Source organism: Arenimonas oryziterrae DSM 21050 = YC6267 (assembly GCF_000420545.1).
Lineage (GTDB): Bacteria > Pseudomonadota > Gammaproteobacteria > Xanthomonadales > Xanthomonadaceae > Arenimonas > Arenimonas oryziterrae.
In genome coordinates this window covers 19,125-32,852 of record NZ_ATVD01000002.1, presented here as the reverse complement: position 1 = coordinate 32,852, position 13,728 = coordinate 19,125, and the positions used below count along the sequence as shown (strand labels likewise).

Below are 13,728 nucleotides of genomic sequence, written 5' to 3'. Positions count from 1 at the left end.
ATGGGTACGCGCGACAGCAAGAAAAAACCGGCGGCCAAGCCCGCCGGCAAGGCCGCGAAGGCGGTTCGGCCGGCTGAACCGGCGGCGCCGGTTCTGTCCGAGGTGCGCGAGCGCATCGACGGCATCGACAAGCAGATCCAGTCCCTGATCGCCGAGCGCGCGCGGTTTGCGCAGCAGGTCGGTCGTGCCAAGGGGCCGCTGAAAGCCGCCGTCGACTACTACCGTCCCGAACGCGAATCCCAGGTGCTGCGCAAGGTGCTGGACCGCAACGACGGCCCGCTCAACGACGAAGTGCTGTTGCGCCTGTTCCGGGAAATCATGTCGGCCTGCCTGGCCCAGCAGGAGCCGCTGAAAATCGGCTTCCTCGGTCCGGAAGGCACGTTCTCGCAGCAGGCGGTGATCAAGCATTTCGGTCATTCCGCGCGCGGGCTGCCGCTGGCGAGCATCGAAGAAGTGTTCCAGGAAGTCGAAGCCGGGCATGCCGATTTCGGCGTGGTGCCGGTGGAGAATTCGGGGCAGGGCACCATCCAGTCGACCCTGGACATGTTCCTGACCTCGAACCTGAAGATCTGCGGCGAAGTCGAGCTGCACGTGCATCAGCACCTGATGTCGCGCACGGGCCGCCTGGAGGACATCGAGCGCGTCTATTCGCATCCGATGTCACTCGCGCAGTGCAAGGCCTGGCTGCGGCAGAACCTGCCCAAAGCCGAAAAGATTCCTGTCGCCAGCAATGCCGAAGCGGCGCGGCGTGCGCGCACCGCCGACGACGCGGCGGCCATCGCCGGCGAGTCGGCGGGACATGTCTACGGCCTGAAAGTCGTCTCCGGGCCGATCGAAGACCGTCAGGACAACACCACGCGCTTCCTGGTGCTGGGGCGCGAGCTGTTCTCGCCGTCCGGGCATGACCGCACGTCCTTGCTGGTTTTTGTCCGGGATCAGCCGGGCGCGCTCTACAACGTGCTCAGCCCGTTCGCCAAATACGGTGTGAGCATGAACCGCATCGAATCGCGGCCTTCGCACACTGGGCGCTGGCAGTACGCGTTCTTCATCGACGTCAGCGGCCATGTCGAAGACGAGCCGGTGAAAAAGGCGCTGTCCGAACTCGGCGACTACGCCGCCGACGTGAAGGTGCTGGGCTCGTACCCGGTCGCCTTGCTCTGACCGTGGCCGCGTCCGTGACGCCGGTGCCGGATTTCCAAGCGCTGGCGCAGCCGGGCGTGCAGCGCCTGCGCGCCTACGATCCCGGTCACGATCTCGTGGCCTTGCGGCGGAAATTCGCGGCGCAGGTGCTGGTCGAACTGGGCTCGAACGAAAACAGCCACGGCCCCAGCCCACGTGCCCGCGACGCGGTGCTCGCGTGCCTGGAGGAGTTGCACCGTTATCCCGACCCGCTGGGCGCGGATTTGAAGCTGGCGCTGGCCTCGTATCACGGGCTGGACGAAGCGCAGATCCTGCTCGGCAACGGCTCGCACGAATTGCTGATGATGCTGGCGCAGGTGTTCGCGGGACCGGGATTGGAAGTGGTCGCCTCCCAATTCGGTTTCGCGGTGTACGCACTTGCGGCGCAGGCGGCCGGAGCGACGCTGCGTCTGGCGCCGGCTTTGCCCACGGACCATGCGATGCCGCGCGGCCATGATCTCGCGGCGTTGGCCGCGCTGATCGGTCCCCAGACCCGATTGGTCTACCTGGCCAACCCCAACAACCCGACCGGCACCTGGTTTTCCGGCGCGGCGCTCGCATCCTTCCTCGCGACGGTGCCGGCCTCGGTGCTGGTGGTGGTCGACGAGGCGTATCTGGAGTTCGTGACCGACCCGTCACTGCCGTCGGCGCTGCTGTTGCTGGAACGATTCCCGAACCTGATCGTCGCTCGCACATTTTCCAAGGGTTATGCCCTGGCCGGTCTGCGTGTGGGCTTCATCGCCGCGCACCCGGGTCTGGTCGCGGTGATGGAGCGCGTCCGCGAATCCTTCAACGTGAACCTGCCGGCCCTGGCCGCCGCGCGCGCTGCGCTCTACGACCAGGACCATCTGGACTGGGTGCGCGACCACAATGCCGAAGCGCGGGTCGAACTGGCGCGGCTGTTGCGCGAGCGCGGGCTGTTCGTGCCCGAGTCGCAAACCAACTTCCTGCTGGTCGACTTCGGACGCGAGGCGGCTCCCATCGAGGCGGCCCTGGTGCAGCGCGGCGTCGTGCTGCGGCCGATGGTGGGCTACGGCCTGCCGACCTGCCTGCGCATCACGGTCGGTAATCGCGAGGAAAACCGGCGCCTGCTGCAGGTCCTGGACGAGGTGCTCGCATGAGCCTGGACTGGATCGCCTCGCCCGGTCGGCCCTTGCGCGGCGAAGTCACCGTTCCCGGCGACAAGTCGATTTCCCATCGCGCGATCATGCTGGCGGCAATCGCCGATGGCAGCTCACGTATCACCGGCTTTCTCGAGGGCGAGGACACGCGGGCGACTGCACGGATATTCGCGCAGTTGGGCGTGCGCATCGAGGCGCCGAACCCCAGCGAGCGCATCGTGCACGGCGTCGGTATGCATGGCCTGCGCGCGAGCGACGCACCGCTCGATTGCGGCAATGCCGGCACCGGCATGCGATTGCTCACCGGTCTATTGGCTGGGCAGGGCTTCGCCAGCGTGCTGGTCGGCGATGCCTCGTTGTCGAAGCGGCCGATGGCGCGCGTGATCGAGCCGCTGACGCGTATGCAGGCCAAGATCGCGGCGGAAGCGGGCGGTCTTCCGCCGTTGAGAATTCACGCGAGTAATGACATGCAAGGCATTGATTTTGAACAGCCTGTAGCCAGCGCGCAGGTGAAGTCGGCGGTGCTGCTTGCCGGCTTGTACGCCCAAGGCGAAACCCGCGTGCATGAGCCGCATCCGACGCGTGACTACACCGAACGCATGCTGCGGGCCTTCGGTTGGCCGATCGATTTCTCGCCCGGGCAGGCCCGCCTGTCCGGCGGCCACCGGCTGCAGGCGACCGACGTGTCGGTGCCGGCGGATTTTTCGTCGGCGGCGTTCTTCCTGGTCGCGGCGTCGGTGATTCCCGGATCCGAGCTGCTGATCCGGCGCGTCGGCATGAATCCGCGACGAACCGGGTTGCTCGCCGCGCTGCGCCTGATGGGCGCCGACATCACCAAGGAGTATCCGGGCGAGCAGGGCGGGGAAGCGGTTGCCGATTTGCGGGTGCGCCATGCGTCGCTCCGCGGGATTACCGTGCCCGAACAGCTCGTGCCCGACATGATCGACGAGTTTCCGGCGCTGTTTGTCGCTGCCGCGCTCGCCGAAGGACGAACCGTCGTCACGGGCGCGGCGGAATTGCGGGTCAAGGAATCGGACCGCATCGCCACGATGGCGCGTGGCCTGGCGGCGCTCGGGGCGAAGATCGAGGAAACCCCCGATGGCGCGATCATCGAGGGCGGCCGCCTGCAGGGCGGGCAGGCCGACAGTCACGGCGATCACCGCATCGCGATGAGCCTGGCGATTGCCGCGCAGCGGGCGGCGGGGCCCGTGCGCATCGGTGATTGCGACAATGTCGCCACCTCGTTCCCCGGTTTCGTCGAGCTCGCCCGCAGTTGCGGTTTCGCGCTCGAAACCGCGGCGTCCCGATGACGCGCGGATTTCTTAAGCCTGTGGGGCGTCCGGTAGACTAGCTCCATGCCCACGACCATCCCCGTTCTCACCATCGATGGCCCCTCGGGCTCCGGCAAAGGCACGATCAGTCGCGCCGTCGCCGACCGGCTGGGCTGGCATTACCTCGATTCCGGGGCGATCTATCGGGCAGTCGGGCTGGCGGCGGCTTGGGAAAGCATCGACCTCAGCGACCCGGATGCCGTGGCCGCCTGTGCGGCCCGCACCGAGATCCGCTTCGAATCCGACGACGCCGGCGAGCCCCGGGTCATCGTCAACGGCAAGGACGCGACGCATCAGCTGCGCATGGAAACGGCCGGGGCGGCCGCTTCCGCGATCGCCGCGCATCCGCCGGTCCGGACAGCCTTGCTGGACCTGCAAAAGCGTTTCCGGCGGGCTCCCGGCCTGGTCGCGGACGGCCGGGACATGGGCACCGTCATCTTCCCCGACGCCGGGTACAAGGTGTTTTTGACCGCGAGCGCCGAGGAAAGAGCCAAAAGGCGCTATAAGCAGTTGAAAGACAAAGGGGTTTCCGTTAATCTTGACAGTCTGCTGCACGAAATCGCCGCTCGCGACGAGCGCGATGCCGGACGTGCCGTGGCGCCCCTGAAACCCGCATTGGATGCGGTTCTCCTGGACTCCACCGGTATGCCGATCACCGAGGTGATCGAACGCGTGCTTGCGGTGCTGCCGGATTCCCTGCGGCGCCGCTAGCGCCGTCTGTCATCGCAATCGCCACGGGCGACGGCGATTTCCCAGGCAGAAAACCCCCGCGCCAGAAGGTGCGGGACAACCCAACGCGCGCAAGCGCACAACAGGTGGGCCCGGCAAAGACTGCCGACAGCCCGTGTGTTCAACCGAGTATTCAAACAATGACCGAGTCCTTCTCCGAATCTTTTGCCGAGCTGTTCGAAGCCAGCCAGATTGGTTTCGCCAAGCTCAAGCCGGGCGCCATCGTCTCCGGCGTAGTGGTTGAAATCCGCTCCGACGTCGTCGTGATCAACGCCGGCCTCAAGTCCGAGGGCATCGTGCCCATCGAGCAGTTCCGTAACGAGCAGGGTGAACTGGAAGTCGCCGTCGGCGATACCGTCAAGGTCGCCCTGGAATCGATGGAAAACGGCTTCGGTGAAACCGTGCTGTCGCGCGAGAAAGCCAAGCGCGCCATGGTCTGGGACGAGCTGGAAACCTCGATGGAAGCCGGCGAGATCGTCACCGGTCGCATCAGCGGCAAGGTCAAGGGCGGTTTCACCGTCGATATCCGCGACGTTCGCGCGTTCCTGCCGGGTTCCCTGGTGGACGTGCGCCCCGTGCGCGACCCGGGTTACCTGGAAGGCAAGGAACTCGAGTTCAAGATCATCAAGCTCGACCGCAAGCGCAACAACGTTGTCGTCTCCCGCCGTGCGGTGGTCGAGAGCGAGAACAGCGTCGAGCGCGAGCAGATGCTCGAGCGTCTGCAGGAAGGCGCGATCGTCACCGGCGTCGTCAAGAACCTCACCGATTACGGCGCGTTCGTTGACCTCGGCGGCATCGACGGCCTGCTGCATATCACCGACATGGCCTGGAAGCGCGTGCGCCATCCGTCCGAAGTCGTCAACGTCGGCGAAGAGCTCAAGGTTCGCGTGCTCAAGTACGACCGCGAGCGCAACCGCGTTTCGCTCGGCCTCAAGCAGCTCGGTGAAGATCCCTGGGACAACATCGCCCGTCGTTACCCGACCAGCGCCCGTCTGTTCGGCAAGGTCTCCAACGTCACCGATTACGGCGCGTTCGTCGAGATCGAGCCGGGCGTGGAAGGCCTCGTGCACGTGTCCGAGATGGACTGGACCAACAAGAACGTCAACCCGTCCAAGGTCGTCCAGCTGGGCGACGAGGTCGAAGTGATGGTCCTGGACGTCGACGCCGAGCGTCGCCGCATCTCGCTGGGCATCAAGCAGTGCGCCGCGAATCCGTGGGAAGCCTTCGCCGCCATCTTCAAGAAGGGCGACAAGGTTTCCGGCCAGATCAAGTCGATCACCGACTTCGGCATCTTCATCGGCCTGGACGGCGGTATCGACGGCCTGGTGCACCTGTCCGACATCAGCTGGAACACCACCGGCGAAGACGTGGTCCGCAACTTCAAGAAGGGCGACACGCTGGAAGCCGTCGTGCTGGCCGTCGACCCGGAACGCGAGCGCATCTCCCTGGGCGTCAAGCAGCTTGAGCAGGATCCGATCGGCACCGTGATGGCGACCACCCAGAAGGGCGCGATCGTCACCGGCACCGTGAAGGAAGTCGACGCCCGCGGCGCGGTCATCGAAGTCGAAGGCGGCATCGAGGGCTACGTGAAGGCCAACGACATCGCCAAGGAACGCGTCGAAGACGCCACCCAGTACCTCAAGGTCGGCGAGAAGATCGAAGCCAAGTACATGGGCATGGACCGCAAGGGCCGCGTCATGCAGTTGTCGATCCGCGCCAAGGACGAGGCCGATGTGGCCGAGTCGATGGCTGAGATCAACAAGGCCGATGCGTCCAGCGGCACCACCAAGCTCGGCGCCCTGCTGCGTGAGCAGCTGAACAAGGGCGAGTAAGTCCTGCGCGGCCCGGGTTCGCCCGGGCCGCGTGTTTCGCGTACTGAACGCCGCGACGGCAAGGGTCGTCGCGACGTCCTGCAACTCCCGCGTCCGAGCGACCGAAAACACATGACGAAGTCGGAACTCATCGAAATCCTCTCCCGGCGCCAGGCCCACCTAAAGGCCGACGACGTGGACCTGGCGGTCAAGACGCTGCTGGAAATGATGAGCAATGCTCTGACCGACGGCGAACGCATCGAGATCCGCGGTTTCGGCAGCTTTTCCCTGCACTTCCGTCCGCCGCGGCTCGGCCGCAATCCCAAGACCGGCGATTCCGTGGCCCTGCCCGGAAAGTACGTGCCGCATTTCAAGCCCGGCAAGGAACTGCGCGACCGCGTCAACGGTGGCAAGGACCCCGCGGGCGCCTGATGCCCCCGCGTCAAGACTGAGCAAGACCCCGGCAATCGGCTAAGCTCTCGGCACCCTGTTTCAGACTGGCCTGTCGATGCGTCTGATCAAATCTCTGTTCGCCCTCCTGTTCATCGCCATCGGCGTGATCTTCGGTGCGCTCAACAAGCAGATCGTGCACGTGGACCTGTGGGTGCGCGGTTTCGACGCGCGCCTGGGTCTGACCTTGCTTACCGTGCTGTTAGCCGGTGCCTTGATCGGCGGCCTGGTGGTTACCGCGGGCGTCGTTTGGCCGTTGCGGCGGCGTCTGCACAAGGCGGTCGGCAGCAGTTCGGGGCCGGACAATCAGGAGCTGGGCGAGGACAAGGAAAACGCATGGCCATCATGACCCACGCGGCCTGGCTGCTGCTGATTCCGGCGGCGGCGGCGGGCGGTTGGCTGGCGGGCCGGCGCGGCGGCGAAATCAAGGGCGGGGCGCGCGTATCGCGACTGTCCAATACGTATTTCCGCGGCCTGAACTACCTGCTCAACGAACAGCAGGACAAGGCGATCGAGATCTTCCTGCAGATCGCCGAAGTCGACAAGGACACCATCGAAACGCAGTTCGCGCTCGGACATCTGTTTCGAAGGCGGGGCGAAGTCGATCGCGCGATCCGCCTGCATCAGGGGCTGGTTGCCCGTAACGGCTTGAGCGAAGAACAGAAAACCCGCGCCGTGCTCGCGCTCGGCGAGGACTACATGCGCGCCGGCCTGCTCGACCGCGCGGAGACCCTGTTCACCGATCTGGTGCAGATGGGTGTGCATGCGCCGCAGGCGCTGCGCCAACTCATCGCGATCTACCAGGCCGAACGCGACTGGGACAAGGCGATCGAGCACGCCACGCGCTACGAGCAGACCTCCGGCGAGCCGATGGGCCGGGTCATCGCGCATTTCCATTGCGAACTGGCCGACAAGGCACGTCTGGAAGGACGCGTCGACGTCGCACGCGAACAGATCGGCCTGGCGTATTCGGCGGACAGCAACAGCGTGCGCGCCGGTGTCATCGAAGGCCGCCTGGAATTGGCTGAGGGCAACGATGCCGGCGCGATCCGCGCGTTCGAACGCGTCGCCCGGCACGACATTGAATACCTGCCCGAGATCCTGTCTTCGCTGCTGAGCTGCTACGAGAAGCGCGGCGAAATCGCCCGCGCCCGCGGCTTCCTGCAGGAAGTCATCGAACACTACCCCGGCGTGTCGCCGGTGCTGGCGTTGGCGCAGATCATCCAGCGCGACGAAGGCATCGGCGTCGCCCAGGCCTTTCTCGCGCGCCAGCTGCAGCAGCGGCCTTCGGTTCGCGGCGAGGCGGCGCTGATCGACCTGAGTCTGGAAAATCCCGGCGACGACCCCGCCGAGTCCCTGCGCGTGATCAAGCAGATCACCGACCAACTGGTCGTACGCACGATGAGCTACCGCTGCCAGCGTTGCGGTTTCGGCGCGCGCGCCCATCACTGGCAGTGCCCGAGCTGCAAGCATTGGGGCAGCATCAAGCCCCAGTTGAATGCGGCGGGCGACTGAATGATGTCTGGCGGTGGCAGCGCCGTCGGCGCCCTGGTTCTCGCGGCGCTTGTGTCAGCGACGTCCTGTGTGGCCTGGATGCGTTTCGCCATGGCGCGCCATCTGGTCGATGTGCCGGGCGGTCGTCGCGTGCATACGCAGGTCACGCCGCGCGGCGGCGGGATCGGCATCGCGCTCGCGATGGTGATCGCCAGCGCTGGTTTCGCGCTGACCCAGGCCGGAGACGCGTACCCCGGTTGGAGCGCCTGCGCCGGGATCGCCTTGTTCGCGCTGATTGGTTTCATCGACGACCTGCAGCCCTTGCCGGCAGCACCGAAGTTGACGCTGCAGTTCGCAGCGGCGCTCGCGATGGTCTGGCCTCTGCAGCTGTTTCCGACGATGCCGGCCGTGGTCGTCGTCGCTGCGGCGACTGTCGCGACGGTTTTCATGGTTAATGTCTGGAATTTCATGGACGGCAGCCACGGTCTGGTGACCGTGCAAGGCCTGTTGATCGCAATTGCTTTGGCCCTGTTGCCGGGACAGATCGATGGCTTGCGTGTGCTGGCGGCGGCCTTGGCCGGTGCATGCCTGGGTTTCCTTCCTTTCAATTTTCCGCAGGCACGCGTGTTCCTTGGCGATGTCGGCAGCCATGCGCTCGCGGCGGCGGTGCTGGCCTTGCTGCTGCTTGCGCTGCACTACCGGGTCATCGGCGCGGCGCAGGCCTTGCTGCTGTCTTCGGTGTTGCTGGTCGACGCCGGCATCACCTTGCTGCGTCGTGCAGGCGCCGGTCGCGTGTTGTGGCAGGCGCATCGCGAACATCTGTATCAGTTCGCTGTTCGTCGCGGCCGCGCCCCATGGCAGGTTTGTCTGGTCTATGGCGCCGTCTGCCTGGTCGCCATCGCGATCGCGCTGATCGCGGGCGGGCAGGGCACGGCGACGCAATGGGTTTTGGCAGCCACCTGGTTCATCGTGCTCGCGGTCGCGCACGGCTTGGCGCGCGCACAACTGCTGCGGCGTCGGGGAGTGCCGGCATGACGCGCACGACTTGGTTGCTGGCCATCGTTCCGCGACTGCTCGTGATCGTGCATGACCTGGCGATCGTCGCCCTGACCTGGATCGGCCTGCGCTGGCTGGCCAGCGTGGCGGGCGCACCGGCCGCGCCGGCCTTGCCTGTCGAGCTGGCGGTGGTACTGGGTTTGCAGGGCGCGATGCTCTGGGCGGTCGGTCTGTATCGCGGCGTCTGGCGCTTTGCGAGCCTGCCCGACCTGGCCAATCTGCTGCGCGCGGCCCTGCTGGGACTGCTGCTGATCATCGCGACGTTCGCGCTGCTCGGCATGCTGCCCGATATTCCGCGACGGGTGCTGGTGCCGTACGTGATCGTGCTGGTCTTCCTGCTCGGTGCGCCGCGCCTGCTTTACCGGCTGTGGAAGGACCATCGCATGGCAGCGCGGCATTCCGATGCGACGCGCGTGGTCGTGCTGGGCGCCGGTCGCGCGGCGGAAATGCTGCTGCGCGATTTCCGCAGCGACGGACGCTATCTGCCGGTCGGGCTGCTCGACGACAAGGCCGACATGCGCCACATGAAAGTGCAGGGCGTGCCGGTGCTGGGCCGCATCGACGATATCGCCGACGTCGCGCGGGAAACCGCCGCAAGCATGCTGGTCATCGCCATGCCCAGCGCCACGCCGGCGGAGATGCTGCGGGTCGTGAGTCTGTGCGAATCGACCGGCCTGCCGTTCCGCAAGGTCCCGCGCCTGTCGGACATGCTGGATGCCACGCCGGGACAGCTGCGCTTGAACGAGGTCGCGATTGAAGACCTGCTCGGCCGCGAACCGGTCGCGTTCGACTGGGAGAGTGTGCGTCGCAGTCTGGGCGGCCGGACCGTGCTGATCACCGGCGCCGGTGGTTCCATCGGTTCCGAGCTGGCGCGGCAGTGCGCGCGCGCCGGCGTCGCCCGCCTGCTCCTGCTCGAACGCGCCGAACTGCCGCTGATCGAAGTCTGCGAAGGCCTGGCACGCGATTTCCCGGCCGTACGGGTCGATATCCTGCTGGGCGATTGCGGCGACGCGGTCACCTGCCGGCGCGCCTTGCGACATCGTCCGGATTTCGTCTACCACGCGGCGGCAAACAAGCAGGTGCCCTTGCTCGAGGGCCAGTTGCGCGAAGGGCTGCGCAACAACGTCGCTGCCACGCACGTGCTTGCCGCCGCCTGCCGCGCTGCGGAAGTCGGCAATTTCGTGCTGATCTCCACCGACAAGGCCGTCGATCCGATCAATGTGCTCGGCGCAAGCAAACGTTTCGCGGAACTGGTCTGCCAGTCGAGCTTCGCCGGATCGAAAACCGGTTTGTCGATCGTGCGCTTCGGCAATGTGCTCGATTCCGCCGGCAGCGTGGTGCCGCTGTTCCGTCGCCAGATCGCTGCGGGCGGGCCGGTCACGGTTACGCATCCGGAGATCACGCGGTTTTTCATGACCATTCCCGAAGCCTGCCAGTTGATCCTGCAGACGGCGGCGCTGCCGGCGACAGCCGCGGCCGTGTACACGTTGGATATGGGCCGCCCGGTCGCGATCCGCGAACTGGCCGAACAGATGATCCGACTCGCCGGCAAACAGCCTGGGCGCGATGTCGCGATCGAATACACCGGCCTGCGTCCCGGCGAAAAACTGCACGAACGCCTGTTCGCCGCCGGCGAGCGCCACGATCGCACGGCCAACCCATTGGTGCTGCAGGCGCAGCCGCGCGCGTCGGCCGAGAATGCGGTGAGCGCGGCCTTGAATCGCCTGCTCGCCGCACTGGCCGACGACGCGTCCGATGCCGATCTGGCGGCGGTGCTGCGCGAGGCGGTTCCCGAGTACACTCCCGGCGCCATCACGAACCACGAACCTCCGGCCCGCACATGAGCTTCCGAATCCGCAAAGCTGTTTTTCCCGTCGCCGGTCTCGGTACGCGCTTCCTGCCCGCGACCAAGACGGTGCCCAAGGAAATGTTGCCGGTCGTCGACAAGCCGCTGATCCAGTACGCGGTCGATGAAGCGATCGAAGCGGGCTGCGACACGCTCGTGTTCGTGACCAATCGCTACAAGCACTCGGTCGCCGACTACTTCGACAAGGCGTACGAGCTCGAACAGAAGCTGGAGAAGTCCGGCAAATCCGAGTTGCTGGCCCTGATCCGCGACGTGCTGCCGCGCAATGTGCGCGCCGTCTTCGTCACCCAGGCCGAAGCTTTGGGTCTGGGGCATGCGGTGCTATGCGCGAAGCCGGTGATCGGCAACGAGCCGTTCGCGGTGTTGCTGCCCGATGACCTGATCTGGAACCGCGGCCCGGGTGCGCTCAAGCAGATGGCCGACCTGGCCGATCGCGAGAATGCCAGCGTGATCGCCGTGCAGGATGTGCCGCGCGAGCAGACTGCGAGCTACGGCATCGTCGCGACCGAGGATTTCAGCGGCCGCCACGGCAAGATTTCCGCGATCGTGGAGAAGCCTCGCCCAGAAGTGGCACCCAGCACGCTCGCCGTCGTCGGCCGCTACGTGCTCAGCGGCCGGATTTTCGACCTGCTGGAGAAAACCCGTCCGGGTGCCGGTGGCGAAATTCAGCTGACCGACGCGATCGCGGCCCTGCTCGCCGAGGATCGTGCGCTGGCCTATCGCTTCGAAGGCCGTCGTTTCGATTGCGGCAGTCGTATCGGACTGATCGAAGCGACGATCCAGTACGCGCTCGACCACGACGACCTCGCCGACGCGGCCCGCGCCTATATGCGGGCGGCGCTCGAGCGCTGATCCCGACCAGGGAGCCGGCTAGAAGATTTCCGGTCCCAACCGCCAACCCGCCCAGGCGAGCACCACGAGCGCGAACACCACCAGCATCCACGCCGCGAGCGTGAGCCGCTGCGCGACCTGCTCGGCGGCTTTCCCATAGCGTATCGGCGCGTCGGCGGCGAGCTGCAGGCCTTTCGGCGGCCATTCTTTCTGACGACGGGTATCGCGTGCCCATTTGAGCAGCAGGATGGCCAGGCTGCTCGCCGTGATCGCCACGCCCAGGCACAGGGCCAGGCGCATGATGAAAACCTGGTAGTCGTACTCCTCCAGCGTCAGGGACGAGCCCAGTCCCGACGACAGCTTCTGTATCCACGAATACAGTCCCGCGAGCAGGGCCGCGCCGGAAATCAACGTGAACGTCAGCCACAGCCAACGGCGTCGGCGATAGGAGACATCCTTGACGGGTGGGCTCATGCTTTCCTCCGGGGGGCGGACCCTGACATCCTAGCCGCATCCCGCGCCCAGAAACGCTCATGCAACAGACCAGTTACTACCGCTCATCGGCTATGCCCAGCGATCCGCTCCCGCCACTCACGGGCAAGCGCGAGGCGCGGGTGTGCGTGATCGGCGGCGGCTTCGCCGGCTTGAACACGGCGTTGGGTCTGGCCGAACGCGGCGTCCGCGATGTGGTGGTGCTGGAAGCGAAACAGTTGGCGTTCGGCGCCTCGGGACGCAATGGCGGTTTCGTGTTCGCTGGATTTTCCCGCGGGCCGCAAAGCCTGTTGCGCGATCTCGGCCCGGAACGGGCGTGCGCGCTCTACGCCGGCACGACCGGGGCGGTGGACCTCATCCGTCGGCGCATCCGGCAGTACGCGATCGCCTGCCAGCACACCGACGCCGGCGTCTATTGGGCCAACTGGTTCAAGGATCCGCGGCTGTTGCGGGACTTTCAGACGCTGCTTGCCGACAAGTTCGCGACCGACTGGCAGTTCGTGCCGCGCGAGGAATTGCGCGAAAAAATCCTCAGCCCGCGCTATTCCGATGCCCTGTACGAACGCAATGCCATGCATTTCCATCCGCTCAACTACGCGCTGGGCTTGGCGCAGGCGGCGACAGATCAGGGCGTGAGCCTGCACGAAGGCTCGCCGGCGACCGCGCTCGACCGCGCCGGCAGCGGCTGGCGTGTGCGGACGCCGGACGGGGAGGTGGAGGCCGAACAGGTCGTGCTCGCCTGCGGCGGCTATCTGGCAGGACTGCGTCGCGATGTCGATGCGGGTGTATTGCCGATCGCAACCTACGTGATGGTGACGCAAGCGCTGGGCGCTCGCCTGGGCGACATCCTGCGCACGAAGGCCGCGGTCTACGACACGCGGTTCGCCTTCGACTACTACCGGCCCTTGCCCGACTCGCGCCTGTTGTGGGGCGGGCGCATCTCGGTGAAAGACCGTTCGCCCGAGGAAGTGAAGCGGCTGCTTTACGGCGACATGGTCAAAGTGTTTCCGCAGATCGACGGCGTGCGCATCGACACCGCCTGGTCGGGCCTGATGAGCTACGCGCGGCACGAGATGCCGCAAATTGGACGCATCGATCAGGGGCTTTGGCTGGCGCAGGCCTTCGGCGGCCACGGTGTGGCGCCAACCACGTTTGCGGGCGAAGTGCTGGCATCGGCGATCGCCGAGGGCGATACGCGCTGGCAAGAGTTCAGCCGTTATGGCCTGGTGTCGGCGCTCAAACCCGCCGGCTTCATCGGTGCGCAGCTGAGCTACTGGTGGCTGCAGGCACGCGATGCATGGCAGTCCTGGCGCGAATCCTGATTCCGGGTTTCGTGCCGCGTCGCGCATGAAAAACGGACGGCTTTC

13 protein-coding genes are annotated in these 13,728 nt (G+C 66.2%); 12 read left to right on the top strand and 1 reads right to left on the bottom strand.

Translation table 11 applies throughout. From position 1 onward, the window contains the following. The 11 genes from pheA to galU all read left to right on the top strand — a co-directional run bounded on the left by pheA (nucleotide 1) and on the right by galU (nucleotide 11,890). Nucleotides 1-1,161 (top strand): prephenate dehydratase, encoded by a 1,161-nt coding sequence (gene pheA, locus G467_RS0104935; protein WP_022968626.1) that lies wholly within the window; start codon nucleotides 1-3, stop codon nucleotides 1,159-1,161. Nucleotides 1,162-1,163: 2 nt separating this feature from the next. After that, a complete protein-coding gene (gene hisC, locus G467_RS0104930) occupies nucleotides 1,164-2,300 on the top strand; it encodes a histidinol-phosphate transaminase (RefSeq protein WP_022968625.1) in 1,137 nt (378 codons plus the stop codon). Continuing rightward, nucleotides 2,297-3,610: a 3-phosphoshikimate 1-carboxyvinyltransferase gene (aroA, locus tag G467_RS0104925; protein WP_022968624.1), complete on the top strand. Its 1,314-nt coding sequence runs from the start codon at nucleotides 2,297-2,299 to the stop codon at nucleotides 3,608-3,610. The genes hisC and aroA overlap by 4 nt, the downstream gene beginning before the upstream one ends. 45 nt (nucleotides 3,611-3,655) lie before the next feature. Continuing rightward, nucleotides 3,656-4,342: a (d)CMP kinase gene (cmk, locus tag G467_RS0104920; protein WP_022968623.1), complete on the top strand. Its 687-nt coding sequence runs from the start codon at nucleotides 3,656-3,658 to the stop codon at nucleotides 4,340-4,342. A gap of 158 nt (nucleotides 4,343-4,500) precedes the next feature. Continuing rightward, a complete protein-coding gene (gene rpsA, locus G467_RS0104915) occupies nucleotides 4,501-6,192 on the top strand; it encodes a 30S ribosomal protein S1 (protein WP_022968622.1) in 1,692 nt (563 codons plus the stop codon). Between the two features lie 78 nt (nucleotides 6,193-6,270). Continuing rightward, entirely contained in the window at nucleotides 6,271-6,603 is a 333-nt protein-coding gene (locus tag G467_RS0104910; RefSeq protein ID WP_281166670.1) for an integration host factor subunit beta, read from the top strand. A 76-nt stretch (nucleotides 6,604-6,679) separates the two neighbouring features. After that, a complete protein-coding gene (locus G467_RS15490) occupies nucleotides 6,680-6,970 on the top strand; it encodes a lipopolysaccharide assembly protein LapA domain-containing protein (RefSeq protein WP_022968620.1) in 291 nt (96 codons plus the stop codon). Beyond that, on the top strand, nucleotides 6,958-8,136 hold the full coding sequence (lapB, locus tag G467_RS0104900) for a lipopolysaccharide assembly protein LapB (protein WP_022968619.1): 1,179 nt from the start codon (nucleotides 6,958-6,960) through the stop codon (nucleotides 8,134-8,136). Before G467_RS15490 ends, lapB begins: the two co-directional genes overlap by 13 nt. Next, entirely contained in the window at nucleotides 8,137-9,150 is a 1,014-nt protein-coding gene (locus G467_RS0104895) for an MraY family glycosyltransferase (protein ID WP_022968618.1), read from the top strand. Next, nucleotides 9,147-11,015, top strand: coding sequence for a nucleoside-diphosphate sugar epimerase/dehydratase (locus G467_RS15485; protein WP_022968617.1), 1,869 nt, complete (start codon nucleotides 9,147-9,149; stop codon nucleotides 11,013-11,015). The genes G467_RS0104895 and G467_RS15485 overlap by 4 nt, the downstream gene beginning before the upstream one ends. After that, complete coding sequence (gene galU / locus G467_RS0104885; protein ID WP_022968616.1) at nucleotides 11,012-11,890, top strand: UTP--glucose-1-phosphate uridylyltransferase GalU; 879 nt, start codon at nucleotides 11,012-11,014, stop codon at nucleotides 11,888-11,890. Before G467_RS15485 ends, galU begins: the two co-directional genes overlap by 4 nt. 18 nt (nucleotides 11,891-11,908) lie before the next feature. Here the strand turns inward: galU and G467_RS0104880 are convergent, their stop codons facing one another. Continuing rightward, entirely contained in the window at nucleotides 11,909-12,343 is a 435-nt protein-coding gene (locus tag G467_RS0104880) for a hypothetical protein (protein WP_022968615.1), read from the bottom strand. A gap of 59 nt (nucleotides 12,344-12,402) precedes the next feature. On the opposite strand from G467_RS0104880, the gene G467_RS0104875 reads away from it, so the two are divergent. Next, the gene (locus G467_RS0104875; RefSeq protein ID WP_022968614.1) at nucleotides 12,403-13,683 is read left to right on the top strand and encodes an NAD(P)/FAD-dependent oxidoreductase; all 1,281 of its coding nucleotides are present in this window, start codon (nucleotides 12,403-12,405) and stop codon (nucleotides 13,681-13,683) included. Nucleotides 13,684-13,728: the final 45 nt, after the last annotated feature.

What these genes read in the sequence shown, in the direction of transcription:
- rpsA (WP_022968622.1), top strand. Translation starts at nt 4,501, where the DNA reads ATGACCGAGTCCTTCTCCGAATCTTTTGCCGAGCTGTTCGAAGCCAGC.
- cmk (WP_022968623.1), top strand. Translation starts at nt 3,656, where the DNA reads ATGCCCACGACCATCCCCGTTCTCACCATCGATGGCCCCTCGGGCTCC.
- G467_RS0104895 (WP_022968618.1), top strand. Translation starts at nt 8,137, where the DNA reads ATGATGTCTGGCGGTGGCAGCGCCGTCGGCGCCCTGGTTCTCGCGGCG.
- G467_RS15485 (WP_022968617.1), top strand. Translation starts at nt 9,147, where the DNA reads ATGACGCGCACGACTTGGTTGCTGGCCATCGTTCCGCGACTGCTCGTG.
- pheA (WP_022968626.1), top strand. Translation starts at nt 1, where the DNA reads ATGGGTACGCGCGACAGCAAGAAAAAACCGGCGGCCAAGCCCGCCGGC.
- G467_RS0104875 (WP_022968614.1), top strand. Translation starts at nt 12,403, where the DNA reads ATGCAACAGACCAGTTACTACCGCTCATCGGCTATGCCCAGCGATCCG.
- G467_RS0104880 (WP_022968615.1), bottom strand. Translation starts at nt 12,343, where the DNA reads ATGAGCCCACCCGTCAAGGATGTCTCCTATCGCCGACGCCGTTGGCTG.
- aroA (WP_022968624.1), top strand. Translation starts at nt 2,297, where the DNA reads ATGAGCCTGGACTGGATCGCCTCGCCCGGTCGGCCCTTGCGCGGCGAA.
- lapB (WP_022968619.1), top strand. Translation starts at nt 6,958, where the DNA reads ATGGCCATCATGACCCACGCGGCCTGGCTGCTGCTGATTCCGGCGGCG.
- galU (WP_022968616.1), top strand. Translation starts at nt 11,012, where the DNA reads ATGAGCTTCCGAATCCGCAAAGCTGTTTTTCCCGTCGCCGGTCTCGGT.
- G467_RS15490 (WP_022968620.1), top strand. Translation starts at nt 6,680, where the DNA reads ATGCGTCTGATCAAATCTCTGTTCGCCCTCCTGTTCATCGCCATCGGC.